We start from the raw sequence: 15983 nt of genomic DNA, 5'->3' as shown, positions 1-15983 counted from the left end.
AGAAACCCGCAACGACTCAAGGTCAGTTAACGGGTCAGGTAGTGAATTTAAAAAGTTTGGTTTTTATCGCTGTTTACCCAGTCTTCATATACCTTCTCAGTCCACCCCAGAAACGTCCCACTAGCTGTTCTCTCAGGCTTTGGAAACTCACCGCGCTTGGCGTACATTCTCCACAAAGTGGGCTTACTTTTCCCGGTTAACTCGCACATGCTTTTCATGTTGATATATCTTGTCGGCATACTTTCTCCACTACCGGCTGCACCCGGTTATCGAATAGTGTAGGCGCAAGCGGAGCAGCCGCCCCGCGCACCGTCATTACATTTGAGACAGAGCGCATGCTCTACACGCAGCGCCTTCATACCCTCAACTACTGCTGGTGGTACCATCATCGGCATAGCGACAACGATCACCTTCTTTTTCAGCTCTGCGATCTCGTTGGCCTGCTCCATGACACGGGCGTGAAGGTCTTGAGCCTCCTCTCGCCACCACCACACATCAGCCTTGAGGCGGCGCAAGCGCCGCTGTTTGAGTTTGCTGGGCATCAGTCGTCATCCTCGTCTTGCTCAGGCTCCTCCAAGGCATCACGGAAAGCCACTGCAACAACCTTGCCGCCAAACGCTTCCATGTGTGCTCGGACTGGTGGTGCCTTACCGTCTTCAAACTCAATGACGAAGGTAATTCTTTCCACATCACACCTCCTTCGGCGCTGCGGTGAGCATATACCTCCACACCAGGCGACGTGTCTCGCGCATAGGGCAATCGGGGTCATCCCATGCGTGGTGCTGGCAGCCAGACTTATGGAGCATCATTTCTTCTGTCGGCTCAACAGGAACCAGCGCATACCCACCAGGCAATGAGGCATGTTCAGCCTTCTGCTTCATAGACAAGACGGTGACAGTGAGCAGGTCAACGTCAGTTACAGAGCCATGCATAATCTCGGCGATACGTTCGACAATGGCGAGGTAATCTCTGCCAGCAGGTTCAGACTGGGGCTTGGCAGCACGGCAGGCGGCAATGGCTGATTTAGCACGGTTCCACGCATCATGGTCGCGGTCAGATATGCGAAGCACTTCCTCCATAGACGACAGCAACTCATCCGGCACCGCTGCCGGGATTGGCGCGTGGTGAGGGTACAGAGGAATGCTATGGCTACCAGTCTCATGGTCATGTATTGATTCAATCTCACCAGTAGGCGTCGGCTCCGGACCCGTCCACCACGCCACCGGCTCTTGCTCATGCGCCGCCAGGAGTGCGCGGGCCATTGCTTCGGCTTCTTCGGCTGGCAACATCACGTTGTGTCCAGCGCCATACGTTTCACGCCATGACGCTATTTTCTCCAGGCGCTCTTTGCTCGGTAATTGTGTTGTCACTTTTCACCTCCAATGGGGTTAACCGCAACACCGTTATCGCAGTCAGGGCATCGCCCGATGTCTTGACCTTCATCGTTGTAAAGCCGGGAATGCCCCCAGCATTTACGGCACTGTAGGGCTTTGGCCTTTTCGGTGGCGCGAATACTCCAGGTGTAGATTTCAGAAGGGAGCACTTTCTCCAGATAGCCTTTTGCAACAAGAGCCTCAGCGAGAGGGCCGACTTTAACCGGGGTCAATACATCACCTTGCCAAAGCGGCGTCTTGCGGGTTGGCGATATCTCAATTTCCCACCCGTACACTATTGCCGGTTGCAGGTATGCTCGCTCGCGCGCATTAAGCGGTTTATCGCTCATCGTCACTCCCCTCCCACTTTCAGGGTGATGCCAGCGGCGGCGCAGGCTTCGCGGATTTTCAGAATTGCCCAGTCATTAGCTGAGCACCAGCCTTCTGAATACTGACGGTCCATCTGGCTAATAATCATCACCTCGTTGACTAAGTGCTTGCGAAGGTCAACGGTGAGCGTGCGGGCTTCCACTGCGCAGAGGCGTTTGCCCAATCCGTGATTCGTCTTCTCCAGCGACTCAATCAGGTCGGCCTGCTGATTGATGTGGTCGTCCTGCGCTGCGTTAGCTGTCTGTAATTTCGCAATCAGCGCCTTATCATCGTCACGCTCTGACAGAAGGGAGCGAATGACATCGGCGGCAGACTGGCATTGCTCGACAATACTTACATTGCAGCCGGTATCGAAGCCGTCTTCCGTTTCGAAGCGAAGCTCAACATCATCGCCATCAATATCACCAGGCTCATACCCGGCTATATTTTCCAGAATGCCAATCTGGCTTTCAGCAGCCGCTTTGAGTGCCTGAATATGTTCGTTGTTAATCATTCCAGGCCTCCAGTTCGTTCTGAATTTCTTCGTCAATTTCGTCGTTGGTGGCCTCTTCATTGAGGTGTTCCAGCGCCTCTTTGCGGTATTGCTCGCGGCGTTCGTTATACCAGGCTGCAAATTCAGGAGACCATCCATAGGCGTGTCCGCAGAAGTCTACGCGGGCATTGCCCTCGGCCATCCGTTCAACCATGCAATCAGCCGTAGTTAACGCGCAGTCGCGGATATAGCCACGGAGATGACGCTTGCGCCACCACGGGTTTAATTTGGAGTCGCATACGCTTTTGAATTCAACTTCCCAACGACGAATGCAACGTGCTTTAAGTGATTTACTCATGACCGTGCTCCTTTGCTGGTGATCCTCTGATCTGCAATAGCCTTATGCTCATCAACGATCGCTAACACTTCAGCCAGCGCCAGACCCTCCAGAGTGACTACACCGTTATCGTCGATGCCTGCTTTGCTGATGAGTTCTACGAGGCGGCGGGCGCTTTTAACGCTGACTTCTGGGGCGATCTGCTTTTTGGTGATTTTGCTTTTGCCAGCTGCCGCGGCCACTGCCCGATCCTGCTGCAGGACTTTCCCGGCGTTCTCGCCGTGCTCACGAACACGGTCAACGGCAACCCCGACAGAGACCGCACCGTCACGAACGATTTGCTGCACGTCGTGGTTGGCGGTAGCGAGGGTGAGTAGCTTCTCAACCGTCGGCACGCTCTTATGAACCAGCTTCGCTATTTCCGGCATGGTCAAATTGAACGTGGTAGCCAGCTCTTTAACCACCTGCGCCTGTTCAAGCGATGTTAGGGGGAGCTGGTTGTTACTGGTCATGACCCTAGCAAGACGCTCAACGTCATTGCCAACGAACGGCATGATGTGAATGCGGTCGACTGGCTTGCCAGCATCGCGGCAGCGCTCATAGCAGCGGCGACGGCGATGACCCTCAACAACCCACACACCTCCTTCATCGCGTGGGGTGACTTCCAGCGGGGGAACGGTGCCACTATTCATGAGGTAGTTGAAAAGGTCGTCATCAGCCTGGCGGGTACGCTCGTCATCGTCGCGTTTGTTGAAGCCCTCTTTGACGAAGATGTTATCCAGGCTGATAAACATCCCGGTATCGGTGCGTTTAATCACACCGCCCTTCGTGGTCATCTGTTTGAATGAGTTAGCCATTGCTGGTGGCCTCCTTAATCAGTCCCCATTCTTTCAGTGCCTTTTCTGCGTATTCACCTGACAACCCATCGGCTGGCGGAACAGGATTGTTTGCTAAGCCATTCTTGGCATCCAGTATCATGCGAACCACGTCGCTAACCTCTGCCATTGGCTTGTCAACGAAACCGTGGTTGTAAGCTGCAGCGAGACGTGAAGCAGCGAAGTTAATACCTTCGTCACGGAATGCCATAACCCCAGCCGCGCTTACTGGGATGCGCTTATTCAATTCGGCAAGCGCTTCTTCACGGGTCAGAAAACCTGTCTTGCCACCCTCGCTTCGCATGTAACTGTCGTACCATAACTGCAAACCATCCGGCGTCATGTCGTCGGGCATTTCAGCCACGGCTTCATCAGTCGTACCTTCCAGCCAGTCGCGAGCAGCTTTGATGTCACCCTGAGACAGGCAGAGCACCGCCGCCTGCATACCGAGCATGGCGCGAGTGTGCAGCCAGGAGGTATTGAGTTCACGCGCGGCCAGACCCAGCAGGAAATTGTTATCTACCACCAGAGCCTTACGTTGTTCCATCGACTCACTTAACGCCACACTGGTAACGTCAAGACGGTTAGCCAGTTCGTTCATGAGGTCGGCAGATGCTGCCGGGAGGTATTTAGCCGCTTTACGCGCGGCATCGAGCAACTGCTCTTTATTCAGGCGCATTTGCGGATCTCCATCAGTTCGTTGAACCGGTTCATGAATGCGCCGTAAGCCTGACCAGGACGCAGCGGGGCGATCTGAATGATGTCGGAGCATGGGATACCCTGGAGACAAGCCCACTCGGTACCGTCGTCGATTTCCAGATCGCGGCGTTCGGTTGCCAGCATGATCAGGTCTGCGTATTTCACGACTGAGGACATATCAGCAGGGAGGGCGAACTTAACGCGGATCAGATCATCCACCATTGTTTCAATGCGCTGGTAGTCAGGCAGCAGGCGCTTAAGCGGAGAGGGGATATCCTGCACATACGCCTCAGCGGCATCGTGCATCAGCGCTTCAAATGCGTACTCAGGTTGAACGATTTGGCTGCAAAGCACGGAGTGCTGAGCAACGCTGTAGAACTCCGGCAGGTGCCCTGCGAAGCGGCAGATATTAGAGAGAGCATTGGCGATATCTTCGATATCAATATCGTCAACGGTCGAGTGAATGTAGTCGAACTTTTTCCCGCTTAGGGTCTGAATAAAAGACATTGCGTAGTTCTCCATTACGCGCTGCACCGCGCTGTTTTTAGAGTGCAGCAACCCAACCCATTCGCATGGGGTAATTGCTGCTTGGTGTTTATCGCTTGGCTTCGCCGCCGAGAGAGGTTGTTAGCCCGGTGATAAGGGAGTTAAGTTCGCCGGTCATCAGAATAAAATCGGCATCAAAGCGCTGGGCCACATCTTCACGGTCGATATCGCTGTTTTGCTCTGTCAGCTCATCTGCAAACTTAAGGCGCTTGATACTGCCGTCATCGCAAAGAACGAACTGAATGCGCTCTTGCCAGTCGAGTGACAGCTTGGTTACGACCTTGCCAGCTTCCAGATGCATGTGAATTTCGTCGCTAACCAGAGCCTGTTTTTTAAATCGACCGATCCCGCCATCTTCAAGAAGCGCTTTCAGCTCAGCTTCTTCACCCAGGGCAAAGCCAGCTGGCGCACTGCCGGAGCGAACCCATTCGGTCATGGTCAGTTCGATCGGCGCTTCCATCGTGAGTGGAACAACTGGAAGTGAGCCGAGAGTTTTACGAAGCAGTGCCAGAGAGTCTTCAGCACGTTTGGCGCTGGCGGCATCAACCATGATCAGACCGTCGGTGATGTTGATCCACAAACGGACAGTCGAATTTTTGGTGAACGCGCGAGGGAGCAGGGAGTGCAGCACCTCATCACGGATGGAATCTTTCTCAGTCTTCTTGAGGCGGCGACCCTGATCCGATTCGAGGCGAGTTACACGCTGATTCAGTTCATCAGCAATGACTGGTTTCGGAAGTATTTTTTCTTCCCGGCGAATAACCAGCAGCACCTGATTGTTAACGGAGTGATGCAAGCGATCCGATGCCTGGCCTAATGGTGAAACCCAACCTGTTTTAGCCATATCCTGACTACCACATGGAGTGAAGCGAAGCAGTTCAAGTTTCTGCTCAAGCTCTTCCAGGTTGATGGTGAAGTCGCGGCTAAAGCGATACACCAACATATTTTTGAAAAACGGATTATTCATTTTCGGTTCCTCAGCGCCTCTGCACTGGCGCTAAACATTGGTTTCTCCACACAACACAAAAGAGCACCTGCGTTCGGTTGCGGGTTGAGAATTCCCGCTTCTTAGCGCCCAGGTGGATTGGGTTATGAGCCCGTCGCCTGGTGATGCTCTTGTGTGTTGTGTAAAAAGAGGGCGGTAACATAGGACAAAACGGGAAAACATTGTTACCGCCCAAAGGACTACACACAGTTATCGCGCTCCAGCGATTGGGTTGTGGTGGCCGGTGCTGAGATATTCCGGCATAGGTCTGTCACGGCCAGGTTCAACTGACTGGCGACAGCGCATTTTGATAGCGCATCAGCCTGCGCATTCACCACAACGGAGAGAGCACTGCATTCTTTTCAATCTTGGCGTTGCGACAGACTCAACAATCACAGCCAACATACAAATGCTCTTTCCTGTTGTGTGCCGGGATTCCACCGGCTCCCATCTGTTTTTTAAGCCACTCAGATATCGTCTGGGCCTGCTACTTCACATCTTTTCTTTGATCTGCCTGTCTTTTAGCCACATCAGGCTCGGTGGTATCTTGGAGTTCTCATACAACCAAGAGGGACTTCTTATGTCTGTAATTAACGTGGATTATTTCCAGGTAATACAAAACAAGATTGCTGAGCATCATGGAGTAAAGATGCAGGGATATATCGAACCCCCTTACTACCAAGTGCAAAACCGAGCCGTTTTAATATTCTCTTTAGAGACAATCCTCGAAGAACATCGAGCAAAATTTGGGACACTCACTAGCCCTTTAAAAGGAAAATTAGCTCTTGAGCATCTTCTCCTTCGCAAATACAAATGGCCGCTATCTGAAATTCGTTCCTTGTCTCTTCAAGACGCTCTCTTTGCATTACAAGAAGAATTAGCGTTAGAACATCTTCCTGAAAAAGCCCAGGAGGTGATTAAGATGTTTAATGCCCATCGAGCGCGCACGACTTTTGATCAGATTGTCGATGCAGAGTGGGACCCGGAAATGTACTTAACCATTCCAAAGCCGCAGAACTGGTAAGCTCAGAAATACGCTGTTCTAAATCTTTAAGCGCTTGTTGCAATTCAGCCTTTTCAGCGAGCGCTCCCTGAAGTTGACGCCCCGCACTAACCTTGACTGCCATCCACTGATGAATTTCTTCACTGGTCAAACCGTCAGCAAAAATCTTTGGTTCTTTAGTTTCCATAAATCCCCCTGATCGTTGTGTTGCGAATCATCCCCATCTTCATACGCCTGGGGCGGCTACTTCGTGGGCGTCCTGCCTGTTCGCTGTTGATGGATACATAATTAACCATTAGATAATTTTTGTAAATAACCAATGGTTAATTTTAGGATTAAAAATCACCAATCAATTGATTATCTTTAGAATTTATTTTAATTGAGTGACTTGTTAAGTGATGGGTAATTCGAACGAAACGGTCGGGGCGCAAGATGAAAGCAGACTATCGGAGGGATAGCCTGTCAAAAGAAAGGTTTACTTTACTTTTTATCTTGTGGGGGCGGCAAGGGAGTAGAGGTAGTCGCTGCAGGATGAGAAGATGGTTGTTCTGCAGGCTTTAAATAAGATTGCACCTGAGGAATGGCGAGCATGACAGCAAGAAGAGCGAGTATTGCTCCAACCATCCATTGAAGCGTCGATGATGTAGTCTTCAGTCCGTCAATTTGCCCTTTTAAGCCAGTGACCTCACCATTTACCCCTGAAATTTGCGCTTTAATTTCAGAGATTGCAGTATTCATAGTGGAGAATTGCTGTGCTTGAAATGTGCGAAACTCTGCCATCTCGCGCCGCATTTCAGCTGCAATGACATCATTTTCAGATTTGTTTTTGGCTAATTTAGCATCAAGCTCTTCTCTGCTAATCATGTCCGCTTCTTCTTTGGTGTAAGACAGGCTAGTAAAGCCATCTTGATTGCCAGGCGATGAATAATCAAGCTTAGCATCAAAGCCAGAGCCCTTAACAACTCTCAATCTGGGCCTTGAGTTGCCAGTGCTGTCAGTGCTATTTGTTAAATTCTTATTGTCACTCATAATTCTTCAGCGGTGAAAAATGATTGATTTTTGTGAAGCTCTGTTTTCTGCTCGTCGCCGGTCTGCAGAATTCCTATAACACTATAAAGACCCTTGGCTGGCAATCGAGCCTCACTAAAGGTGACGATAATTTGGCCATTAACACCTGTCTCAACATTGCCTTCTTGCGTGTCAATATAAACAGATATGGATTCAAACTCACCATCTGGCCATTGTATTTGCTCACCTTTTTTAATTCCCAGGTGAGCCGGAATAATCATAAGCCCCAAATGGTACTTGGTGCTGGGCTTTAATCCAACAACACCAACTCGAAAATTGATTGCTAACTTACTTGGAAATTTCGAACACTCAAAATTGAGCTCTGGCTCATCAGTCGCACCTTTACCATCAAAGGGCACGATAAAAGAAATCCTCTCAAGGTTATCCATGGTTTTTATCCTTTCATTGGCGCCATTTCACAAATAATTACCAACGGATCACGGTGTTAGAGTTTGCTGTAAAGAATTGACTCTTGCAGAAGAGCCTTACCCATCACGTAGAACTGGTCTGCCGTATCTTCTTCTACATACCATTTCTCGAGGTTTGGGTTATCCGAAAGAACAGCTAATCTCAAACCCTGCATCTGCAGACGCTTAACGTGAAATGTTTTTCCATAAACAAACGCATAAACGCCGTCAGTTTTAAACTCTCTGACCGATACGTCAAAGAACAGCCTGTCGCCTGATTTAATCGTTGGATACATGCTGTCACCATCAACGGTCATAACCTTCACATCACGCGCAGATCTGCTTCCAAAGAGGGATTTTGCGTGTTCGGTAGTGAACTCGATCGCCGTCAGCACCTCAACGAACTCTGAGAGCATGTAGGTGCCTGGGCCAGCACTAACGGTGAGATCGAGAACATCCACCCGAAAAACTTCAGGGTCAAGATGCGCCACCATGCTCTTTACTTCCCCGTTTTCAGTAGGTTCGCCTACGCCATACTCCAGCCATTCGGCTCGGACCCCAAGCACTCGGCTTAGGGCGACGATATTTTCCGTATCAGGAACAGACTGAGCGTTAAACCACTTCCAAACTCCAGGCGTCGAAACCTTAACCCCGATCCTTTTAAGAAGATCAGCGAGTTGTTTATTTTTCCCATGACCAGAAAGCCCAGCAAGTTGGCAAGCCTGAAGCAATCTGTTCGTAAAAGAATCTTTAGAATTATCTCTTTTAACCATTGGTTAAATATCCGAGAACTTGACTTAGCTGTCAGTTAATATTTAATATTAACTTGTGGTTAATTTTAACTAAAGGAGAGCACATGAACCCTGTCGAATTGGCAGTCGAAGCCGTTGGCGGGCAGGCTGCAGCGGCAAAAATTTGCGGTAAATCAGCGGTAGCGATTCATAAGTGGGTCAAAAACGCCTGCCTTCCGCGTACTGAATACACCAAAAAAACGAACTATGCAGAAATGCTCGCTAATGCTTCAGGCGGGAAATTTACAGCAGCATGGCTTTTAGGCGAGGCAAACCCTGACCGACCCAAAAATACTAACGAAACAGCTGCTTAATAGTAACCACAGAATCAAGAGGTTAACCGTGGGTAATGAACACTGGAAAGTAGAAAAACAGCCAGCCTGGCTGGTGGCCGCAGTTCGCAAGACTATTGCAGCTTTACCGGGTGGATATGCCGAAGCCGCCGAAATACTGGACGTAACGCAGGACGCACTGTTTAACCGTCTCCGCGACGGTGGCGATCAGATCTTCCCGATGGGGTGGGCAATGGTCCTGCAGCAGGCCAGCGGCAAAAAGTGCCTCGCTGACGCTGTATCCCGGCAGTCGAATAGCGTCAATGTTCCGCTGGTGGCGATCGAGGAAATCGAGAATGCCGACATCAACGAACGCCTGATGGAAACCATAGAGTGGATCAGTGAGCACTCTCAGTACGTGCGGGTAGCAACAGCTGATGGCGTTATTGACGCCAGTGAGCGCGAGCGGATTGAAGAGAACAGCTACCAGGTGATGACTAAGTGGCAGGAGCATTTAACGCTGCTGTATCGGGTTTTTTGTGCGCCAGAAAAAGTTGACGCCAGCGAGTGTGCAGCTCCTGGCGTCGTGGCGCTTCGCAATCAAGTGGAGAACTAACGCATGAACATATTAACAACACCATACTGCCGCTCGCAACTGATTGCGTTGCCTATGCCTGGTGGCAAAGCGCCGGTTGAGTATTGCTATGCGGTAAATGTACCCGGAGATCGTGAGGTTGTAACCCACGACTTCGCCGTATGGGCTGTGGGTGACTGGCGTCAGCAGGTGGAGTCTGAGCTATGCGTATCGTTGACCGATGATTCAAAGACCACCGTGGCATCCCTGTCCACGTCATCCGATGGGAATCAGAAACCCAGCGGGTTATCTACCTGCGCACCGGTTATGAGCATGGCGAATGCTTTAGCCCACGCTGGAAATTCAAGAGAGATTTCACTGAGATAGAGGCTAAGGATGAGCACTAAATTAACTGGTTATGTTTGGGACGCCTGCGCATCGTCGGGCATGAAGTTATCCAGCGTGGCGATAATGGCGCGCCTGGCTGATTTCAGCAGTGACGAGGGCGTTTGCTGGCCGTCCATAGCGACTATCGCGCGCCAGATTGGGGCAGGTGAGAGCACTGTAAGAACAGCTATCACTGCGCTTGAGAAAGAGGGCTGGCTCACCCGCCAGGCTCGCCGCCAGGGCAACCGTAACGCCTCCAATGTTTACCGCCTGAACGTCAAGAAGCTGGCTGCGGCTGCGTTTTCTCACCTGTCAGAATCTGACACATCAAATCCTGACGCATCAAAATCTGACCCGTCAAAATCTGATGCATCAAAATCCGACCCATCAAAATTTGAGGCGTCGGATTCCAGCAAAAAGGGCGGTTTTGACCCGTCAGAATCTGGTGGGGATCCGTCAGTAAGATCAACTACTGATCCATCAGATAAAAACCCTTCTTGTCCGGTTGCGGGGCAACCCGACGACTCAGCCGATGATCCTGCCGTTTTGGTTCTTGAGCATTTCAACCTGGTCACCAACTCGACCTATGGCCGTGGTGGTCGCACCAAAACAACGCTGGGTTATATCCGTGGGCGTCTGGCAGAGAACTACAGCGCCGAAGATCTGATGCTGGTCGTCGATTACATGACGGCTAAATGGGCTGACGATTCGAAGATGAGCGAATTTCTGCGCCCCCGCACACTCTTTGCTCCCGAAAACTGCGTTGAGTATTTCGAGAAAGCCAGCAAATGGCGCGCTAGTGGCAGACCAAAATGCGTTAAGGGGCGTTGGGTAAAAAACGACGACGCATTCAAATCCAGTTACAGCAGTGTTGATTATTCCGCGCCGACTAACTCGGGGTTTCGCACATGAAAAAACCATGCGTGCAATCTCTCATCAAGAAAGCCCAGGCCTTACAGGAAGTTGGTTTATATCAACGCGCTGGCCGCGTGTGGCTTGAGGTTTTCGATACATCGGAAATTACGAGCGAGCGTGAGCACTGCCTCAAGCAGCGTAAAAAATGCCTTCAGCATTCCCCATGCACCCGTTACACCGAGCGCATGTGGGACATGGCTGGCCGATTCAATGGTGACGTATGAGATACGGATCAGTTTGCAGTGGCATTGAAGCCGCATCAGTGGCGTGGGAACCACTGGGATGGAAGCCTGTCTGGTTTTCTGAAATCGAAAAATTCCCATCTGCTGTTCTGGCGCAGCGCTGGCCTGACGTAGCCAACCTGGGCGACATGACCAAAATTGCGGCCGCAATTTGTGCCGGTTCGATTGAAGCACCGGATGTTCTGGTCGGCGGCACCCCGTGCCAGGCATTCAGCATTGCCGGTTTACGTAATGGGCTAGCTGACGCACGCGGGCAATTAACCCTTTCATATGTGGAGCTGGCAGATGCCATCGACGACAAACGCCGTGACAGCGGTGAAGAAGAAGCGATCATCGTTTGGGAAAACGTCCCCGGCGTCCTCTCGTCAAAAGACAACGCCTTCGGCTGCTTTATTGGCGCGCTTGCCGGGGAAGACTGTGAATTGCAGCCAGCAGGGGGAAAATGGTCGAACGCTGGTTGTGTGTATGGACCATCGCGCATTGTCGCCTGGCGAGTGCTCGACGCTCAATTTTTCGGCGTGGCACAACGACGCAAGCGTGTGTTCGTTGTCGCAAGTGCTCGAAGTGGATTCGATCCCGCAGCGGTACTTTTTGAGTTCGACGGCGTGCGCCGGAATACTCCGCCGTGCCGAGAACCGCAATCGGCAGTTGCCGCAGATGCTGGAAAGCGCACTGAAATCGGTAGTCACTGAGACAACCCAGTAAATCCGCACCCTACACTGAACCAGTCGAACAATGAAGGCGGCATCGGGCAGAGCAACCAGGAGATATTTGCGCAGCGCGGTGCAGGGCTTGTATCGGAGGCATACTCAGATATTTCCCGCACACTTCCTGGCAAACACAATGACAGCACCGCCGAAGATTTAGAGACCTACGTTCTGAGCTTTGGCGGCGGTAATACTGCTGGAAGCATCGATGTTGCTACTGCCTGTACGGCGCATGGCGTACGTATGGACTTCGATACTGAAACTTTCTGCGTACATGGCACTCAGAACCCAGATTGCAACCATGAGTTAGCCCACACGTTAGGTCGCAATAACGGGCAAGAGAATGCCTGTATCGCTTTCAGCTATAAAGACCACGGCGCTGATGCAACCGTAGATATGGCGCCCACGCTACGCGCTGGGAACCACGATACCAGCCACGCCAATAGCGGTCAGCCTCCAGCCATCGCTTATGCATTCAAAGCAGGACAAGGCGCCAAGGCTGGCGGGATTGGCTATGCAGAAGAGCTGGCACCAACCCTTACCAGTGCGAGCAGCGGAACAAATCTAAGCCCCACAGTAATGCAGAGCATGGCTGTTCGTCGCCTAACGCCCACTGAATGCGAGCGTCTGCAGGGCTTCCCAGATAACCACACCCTCATTAACTGGCGAGGCAAAGACGCTGCAGATTGCCCTGATGGCCCACGCTATAAAGCGATCGGCAATTCAATGGCTGTACCGATCATGCGCTGGATTGGTGAACGTATCGCTGCTGCTATGCCTGCTGAGGAAGCTGAACCACGCACCTGGCAACGCCCGTTCCTGAAATGGGCTGGTGGTAAATACTCGCTGCTGCCTGAACTTGACCGCCTTATCCCTGCTGGCCAGCGCCTGATTGAACCGTTTGTAGGTGGCGGCTCGGTGTTCATGAACTCGGTCAAGCACGCCAGTTTCCTGCTGGCAGACGTCAACGCCGACCTGATCAACCTCTACCAGATGCTGGCGGTGGCTCCAGACCAGGTTGTAACGCATGCCCGCCGCATGTTCTCCCTGCTGAACAACGCAGAGAGTTACAGCAAGCTGCGCGATGAGTTCAACAGCCAGTTAATGGCTGGCCCTGAACGTGCTGCTGCGCTGCTGTTTTTCAACCGTCACTGCTATAACGGCCTGATCCGTTACAACCTCGATCACCAGTTCAACGTCGGCTTTGGTAAATACCGCGCCCCATATTTCCCTGAGAAAGAGATTCAGGCATTTACCGGGATGGCTCACAACTGCGTGTTCCTGAATGCCGGCTACCGCAGAACGTTGGCTCTGGCAGGCGAGGGTGATGTTGTTTACTGCGATCCACCGTATGAGCCAATGCCGGGAACCAGCGGATTCACTGGCTATGCTGCTGGTGGCTTCAAATGGGATGATCAGATCGCTCTGGCAGAATGCTGCGTTGCTGCTCACCAGCGAGGGGCAACAGTAGTGATTAGCAACTCCACCGCGCCACGCATCATCGAACTTTATGAACAGCACGGTTTTGAACTGCATCACGTCAGTGCGCGCCGTGCGATATCCAGCAAGGGCAGTACGCGTCAAACCGCATCAGATATTGTCGCCACCCTCAGAGGGTCCGCGCTATGAAGCTGAAATTACCGTTCCCGCCCAGCGTGAACACCTACTGGCGAGCCCCGAACAAAGGCAAGCTGAAAGGTAGGCATCTGATTAGTGAAGCCGGAAGGCGTTTCCAGAGTGAAGCATGCATTGCAATCATTGACCAACTTCGTCGCCTGCCGAAACCATCCAGCACATTGTGTGCGGTGGAAATCATGCTGTACCCACCTGACAACCGTATCAGGGATATCGACAACTACACGAAAGGGCTATTCGACGCCTTAACGCATGCTGGTGTGTGGGAGGATGACCGCCAGGTAAAACGCATGCTGGTGGAGTGGGGACCAGTGACTACACGCGGCAAGGTCGAGATTGACATCAGCATCTACAAACCGAAAGCAGGGGGCGAGAATTGAGAGCGTTACTTAAGCCGATCCTCATCCCTGAACTTGGCATTGTGGCATTCAAGCCTGGTTCCCAGCTTTACCCGTATTTCCATCGTGGGCGCATGCTGCTGGAGAACGAGCCAGAGCGTATGGCCGGTTATCCCAGCGGTGCAATCCCGGCTGCGAGACAGCCTCTGGCAGAAGACCCGGCATTGCAGGCAGTGTTTGCCGATCCCCGCGTAATTCAACGTGCTGGCGGTATCAACGGCCTGGAGTCATGGCTTAAGCGTGAATCCGGTTGCCAGTGGACCCATAGTGAGTATCACGCAGAGAGCATGACCACACTGCGCCACGAATCCGGCGTAATCAGGTTGTGCTGGCACTGCGATAACGAGCTGCGAGACCACACAACGGAGGCACTGGCGGCAATAGCCATGGCGAACTGCGCCCAGTACGTCATTCAGGCAGCGCGTACCACGCTGGGTTTTGATGATACCCACGCACTGACGTTGCCCGAGCTGTGCTGGTGGCTGGCATACAACGGACTGGGTGATGCAATTCCTGAAAGTGCAGCACGGCAGCTTCTTCGTATGCCTCCGGTAGTAGTCAGGTCGGTTACACGTGAGAGCGAAACAGCGCCAACACGCGGACCCTCTGAGATTGTGCAGGAAACGGCGAAGAAGGTTCTGGCTCTCAGGATTGACCCGGAGACGCCAGAGAGCTACATGCTGCGCCCAAAGCGCCGCCGCTGGGAAAACGAGAAGTACACCCGCTGGGTTAAAGCTCAAACATGCGCCTGCTGTAACCAACCGGCAGACGACCCTCACCACATCATTGGACATGGACAAGGAGGGATGGGAACCAAAGCCCATGACTTATTCGTGATACCGCTGTGCAGAGCACATCACGACGAACTTCATCGGGACCCCGTGGCTTTCGAGGCCAAATATGGCAGTCAGCTGACGCTGCTGTTTCGTTTTATAGACCACGCATTAGCAATTGGCGTGCTGGCGTAGGTAAGTGGAGATAAGAGCATGATTAATCCGTCTGAGGTTGGAAAAGCTGGTGAAATGGTTCGGTTACGTACCCTTGAGAGCATCTGGATTCAGGGAAAACTAAGGATGTGGGGCCGCTGGTCTTATATCGGTGGCGGTTCTGGTGGCAACATGTTTAACCAGTTACTGGCATCCGGGAAAATCACCAAGACCGCTATCAATGATGCTCTGCGCCGAATGAAGAAATCAGGCATAACCAAACCTGAGTTAGAGGAGTATTTGATAGAGATCCTCGGCAGTAAAAATAAAAGCGGTCTCGCGTTCTGCTCTGATGATGAGGCCCTGAAAATTGATGGCGTTATTGCATCTGTGCTTATGAAAGATGAATACCGCTCTCTGTATGGTGTGATCGTCGACCGCCATCGTCTTCGCAAGAGCAAACTGCAAATGGCAAATGAACTCCAGGCTAAACACCCTGACTGGACGCTGATTACTTGCCGTCGCCGCATTGATACTTGGGTAAGTCTGGCAGAATCGATGCTGTACGCACCAGTTTGTGACGCGTTCGGCACAAATAGCGACAAATTTAAGTTGCAAAGTGAGCAAGAAAGTGCTTGAATTGTGTTAGGCTCGGGGCGTTAAAGCGAACTGAGCAGCAGACAAAACAGAAACCCGCCACCAGTGCGGGTTTTTCTATTTCTAAGGTCGGCTGATATGCAAAAGAAAAATGAATTTGAGAAACAGCTTGGAAAAACTGAGCAGGGGCCAGACGTCAACACGCTGGCCGCCATAAGAAAGTCAACGTTTACTGCAAAAAGTAAGGCGTGCTGTCAAAAACATCCGGTGTCGCCTGAGAAATGATGTCCTGATAGATACCTTTAATTGTACTAGCTCAGACCTGATCTGACAGTTACCGGTTATTTATACAGGTGTCTGTCAGATTAAATCTGGTTCAGATTT

Annotated in this window: 25 protein-coding genes and 1 pseudogene; 12 read left to right on the top strand and 14 right to left on the bottom strand. The window is 51.7% G+C overall.

Annotation, left to right across the window (positions count from 1 at the left end; translation table 11 throughout):
* Positions 1 to 47: 47 nt before the first annotated feature.
* The 11 genes from ACSZO4_RS01425 to rdgC form a co-directional block, all read right to left on the bottom strand.
* Positions 48 to 239: a helix-turn-helix transcriptional regulator gene (locus ACSZO4_RS01425; protein WP_437887047.1), complete on the bottom strand. Its 192-nt coding sequence runs from the start codon at positions 237 to 239 to the stop codon at positions 48 to 50.
* A gap of 27 nt (positions 240 to 266) precedes the next feature.
* Positions 267 to 542 carry a hypothetical protein gene (locus ACSZO4_RS01420; protein WP_437887046.1) on the bottom strand — a complete coding sequence of 92 codons (276 nt, stop codon included), beginning with the start codon at positions 540 to 542 and terminating at the stop codon, positions 267 to 269.
* Entirely contained in the window at positions 542 to 688 is a 147-nt protein-coding gene (locus ACSZO4_RS01415) for a hypothetical protein (RefSeq protein WP_437887045.1), read from the bottom strand. The genes ACSZO4_RS01420 and ACSZO4_RS01415 overlap by 1 nt, the downstream gene beginning before the upstream one ends.
* Position 689: 1 nt before the next feature.
* Positions 690 to 1370: a hypothetical protein gene (locus tag ACSZO4_RS01410; protein ID WP_437887044.1), complete on the bottom strand. Its 681-nt coding sequence runs from the start codon at positions 1368 to 1370 to the stop codon at positions 690 to 692.
* Positions 1367 to 1723: a hypothetical protein gene (locus ACSZO4_RS01405; protein WP_437887043.1), complete on the bottom strand. Its 357-nt coding sequence runs from the start codon at positions 1721 to 1723 to the stop codon at positions 1367 to 1369. The genes ACSZO4_RS01410 and ACSZO4_RS01405 overlap by 4 nt, the downstream gene beginning before the upstream one ends.
* A gap of 2 nt (positions 1724 to 1725) precedes the next feature.
* Positions 1726 to 2256 (bottom strand): hypothetical protein, encoded by a 531-nt coding sequence (locus tag ACSZO4_RS01400; protein WP_437887042.1) that lies wholly within the window; start codon positions 2254 to 2256, stop codon positions 1726 to 1728.
* Positions 2249 to 2593 (bottom strand): hypothetical protein, encoded by a 345-nt coding sequence (locus tag ACSZO4_RS01395; RefSeq protein WP_437887041.1) that lies wholly within the window; start codon positions 2591 to 2593, stop codon positions 2249 to 2251. Before ACSZO4_RS01395 ends, ACSZO4_RS01400 begins: the two co-directional genes overlap by 8 nt.
* The gene (locus ACSZO4_RS01390; RefSeq protein ID WP_437887040.1) at positions 2590 to 3429 is read right to left on the bottom strand and encodes a chromosome partitioning protein ParB; all 840 of its coding nucleotides are present in this window, start codon (positions 3427 to 3429) and stop codon (positions 2590 to 2592) included. The genes ACSZO4_RS01395 and ACSZO4_RS01390 overlap by 4 nt, the downstream gene beginning before the upstream one ends.
* Positions 3422 to 4126, bottom strand: coding sequence for a hypothetical protein (locus ACSZO4_RS01385; protein WP_437887039.1), 705 nt, complete (start codon positions 4124 to 4126; stop codon positions 3422 to 3424). The genes ACSZO4_RS01390 and ACSZO4_RS01385 overlap by 8 nt, the downstream gene beginning before the upstream one ends.
* Entirely contained in the window at positions 4117 to 4653 is a 537-nt protein-coding gene (locus ACSZO4_RS01380) for an HD family hydrolase (protein WP_437887038.1), read from the bottom strand. Before ACSZO4_RS01380 ends, ACSZO4_RS01385 begins: the two co-directional genes overlap by 10 nt.
* Before the next feature lie 88 nt (positions 4654 to 4741).
* Complete coding sequence (rdgC, locus tag ACSZO4_RS01375; protein ID WP_437887037.1) at positions 4742 to 5659, bottom strand: recombination-associated protein RdgC; 918 nt, start codon at positions 5657 to 5659, stop codon at positions 4742 to 4744.
* A gap of 598 nt (positions 5660 to 6257) precedes the next feature.
* Here rdgC and ACSZO4_RS01370 point away from each other — a divergent pair.
* Entirely contained in the window at positions 6258 to 6701 is a 444-nt protein-coding gene (locus ACSZO4_RS01370; RefSeq protein ID WP_437887036.1) for an ECs1072 family phage-associated protein, read from the top strand.
* A gap of 459 nt (positions 6702 to 7160) precedes the next feature.
* Here the strand turns inward: ACSZO4_RS01370 and ACSZO4_RS01365 are convergent, their stop codons facing one another.
* From ACSZO4_RS01365 to ACSZO4_RS01355, 3 genes are read right to left on the bottom strand one after another with little or no spacing between them, the layout of a single operon-like run.
* Entirely contained in the window at positions 7161 to 7709 is a 549-nt protein-coding gene (locus ACSZO4_RS01365) for a hypothetical protein (RefSeq protein ID WP_437887035.1), read from the bottom strand.
* Positions 7706 to 8137: a hypothetical protein gene (locus ACSZO4_RS01360; RefSeq protein WP_437887034.1), complete on the bottom strand. Its 432-nt coding sequence runs from the start codon at positions 8135 to 8137 to the stop codon at positions 7706 to 7708. Before ACSZO4_RS01360 ends, ACSZO4_RS01365 begins: the two co-directional genes overlap by 4 nt.
* A gap of 56 nt (positions 8138 to 8193) precedes the next feature.
* The gene (locus ACSZO4_RS01355) at positions 8194 to 8928 is read right to left on the bottom strand and encodes a LexA family transcriptional regulator (RefSeq protein WP_437887033.1); all 735 of its coding nucleotides are present in this window, start codon (positions 8926 to 8928) and stop codon (positions 8194 to 8196) included.
* An 83-nt stretch (positions 8929 to 9011) separates the two neighbouring features.
* On the opposite strand from ACSZO4_RS01355, the gene ACSZO4_RS01350 reads away from it, so the two are divergent.
* From ACSZO4_RS01350 to ACSZO4_RS01300, 11 genes and pseudogenes are all read left to right on the top strand, one after another.
* Positions 9012 to 9260 (top strand): hypothetical protein, encoded by a 249-nt coding sequence (locus ACSZO4_RS01350; protein WP_437887032.1) that lies wholly within the window; start codon positions 9012 to 9014, stop codon positions 9258 to 9260.
* A gap of 28 nt (positions 9261 to 9288) precedes the next feature.
* The gene (locus ACSZO4_RS01345; RefSeq protein WP_437887031.1) at positions 9289 to 9834 is read left to right on the top strand and encodes a YmfL family putative regulatory protein; all 546 of its coding nucleotides are present in this window, start codon (positions 9289 to 9291) and stop codon (positions 9832 to 9834) included.
* Between the two features lie 221 nt (positions 9835 to 10055).
* Entirely contained in the window at positions 10056 to 10199 is a 144-nt protein-coding gene (locus tag ACSZO4_RS01340) for a DUF4222 domain-containing protein (RefSeq protein ID WP_437887101.1), read from the top strand.
* A complete protein-coding gene (locus ACSZO4_RS01335) occupies positions 10189 to 11091 on the top strand; it encodes a conserved phage C-terminal domain-containing protein (RefSeq protein ID WP_437887030.1) in 903 nt (300 codons plus the stop codon). Before ACSZO4_RS01340 ends, ACSZO4_RS01335 begins: the two co-directional genes overlap by 11 nt.
* Positions 11088 to 11318, top strand: coding sequence for a PerC family transcriptional regulator (locus ACSZO4_RS01330; RefSeq protein ID WP_437887100.1), 231 nt, complete (start codon positions 11088 to 11090; stop codon positions 11316 to 11318). Before ACSZO4_RS01335 ends, ACSZO4_RS01330 begins: the two co-directional genes overlap by 4 nt.
* Positions 11315 to 12398: pseudogene (locus ACSZO4_RS01325) on the top strand (DNA cytosine methyltransferase); the annotation flags it as partial. The gene ACSZO4_RS01330 and the pseudogene ACSZO4_RS01325, both read left to right, overlap by 4 nt.
* Positions 12399 to 12439: 41 nt before the next feature.
* A complete protein-coding gene (locus tag ACSZO4_RS01320) occupies positions 12440 to 13672 on the top strand; it encodes a Dam family site-specific DNA-(adenine-N6)-methyltransferase (protein ID WP_437887099.1) in 1233 nt (410 codons plus the stop codon).
* Positions 13669 to 14058, top strand: a complete 390-nt coding sequence (locus ACSZO4_RS01315) for a RusA family crossover junction endodeoxyribonuclease (protein WP_437887029.1) — start codon at positions 13669 to 13671, stop codon at positions 14056 to 14058. Before ACSZO4_RS01320 ends, ACSZO4_RS01315 begins: the two co-directional genes overlap by 4 nt.
* Positions 14055 to 15044, top strand: a complete 990-nt coding sequence (locus tag ACSZO4_RS01310) for a DUF968 domain-containing protein (RefSeq protein ID WP_437887028.1) — start codon at positions 14055 to 14057, stop codon at positions 15042 to 15044. Before ACSZO4_RS01315 ends, ACSZO4_RS01310 begins: the two co-directional genes overlap by 4 nt.
* An 18-nt stretch (positions 15045 to 15062) precedes the next feature.
* A complete protein-coding gene (locus ACSZO4_RS01305) occupies positions 15063 to 15641 on the top strand; it encodes a DUF1133 family protein (protein ID WP_437887027.1) in 579 nt (192 codons plus the stop codon).
* A 96-nt stretch (positions 15642 to 15737) separates the two neighbouring features.
* Entirely contained in the window at positions 15738 to 15884 is a 147-nt protein-coding gene (locus tag ACSZO4_RS01300; RefSeq protein WP_437887026.1) for a hypothetical protein, read from the top strand.
* Positions 15885 to 15983 lie beyond the last annotated feature (99 nt).

Source organism: Phytobacter sp. V91 (assembly GCF_965644225.1).
Lineage (GTDB): Bacteria > Pseudomonadota > Gammaproteobacteria > Enterobacterales > Enterobacteriaceae > CBFFRJ01.
Note: the sequence above shows the minus strand (reverse complement) of the source record. Positions and strands in the feature narration are given on the sequence as shown.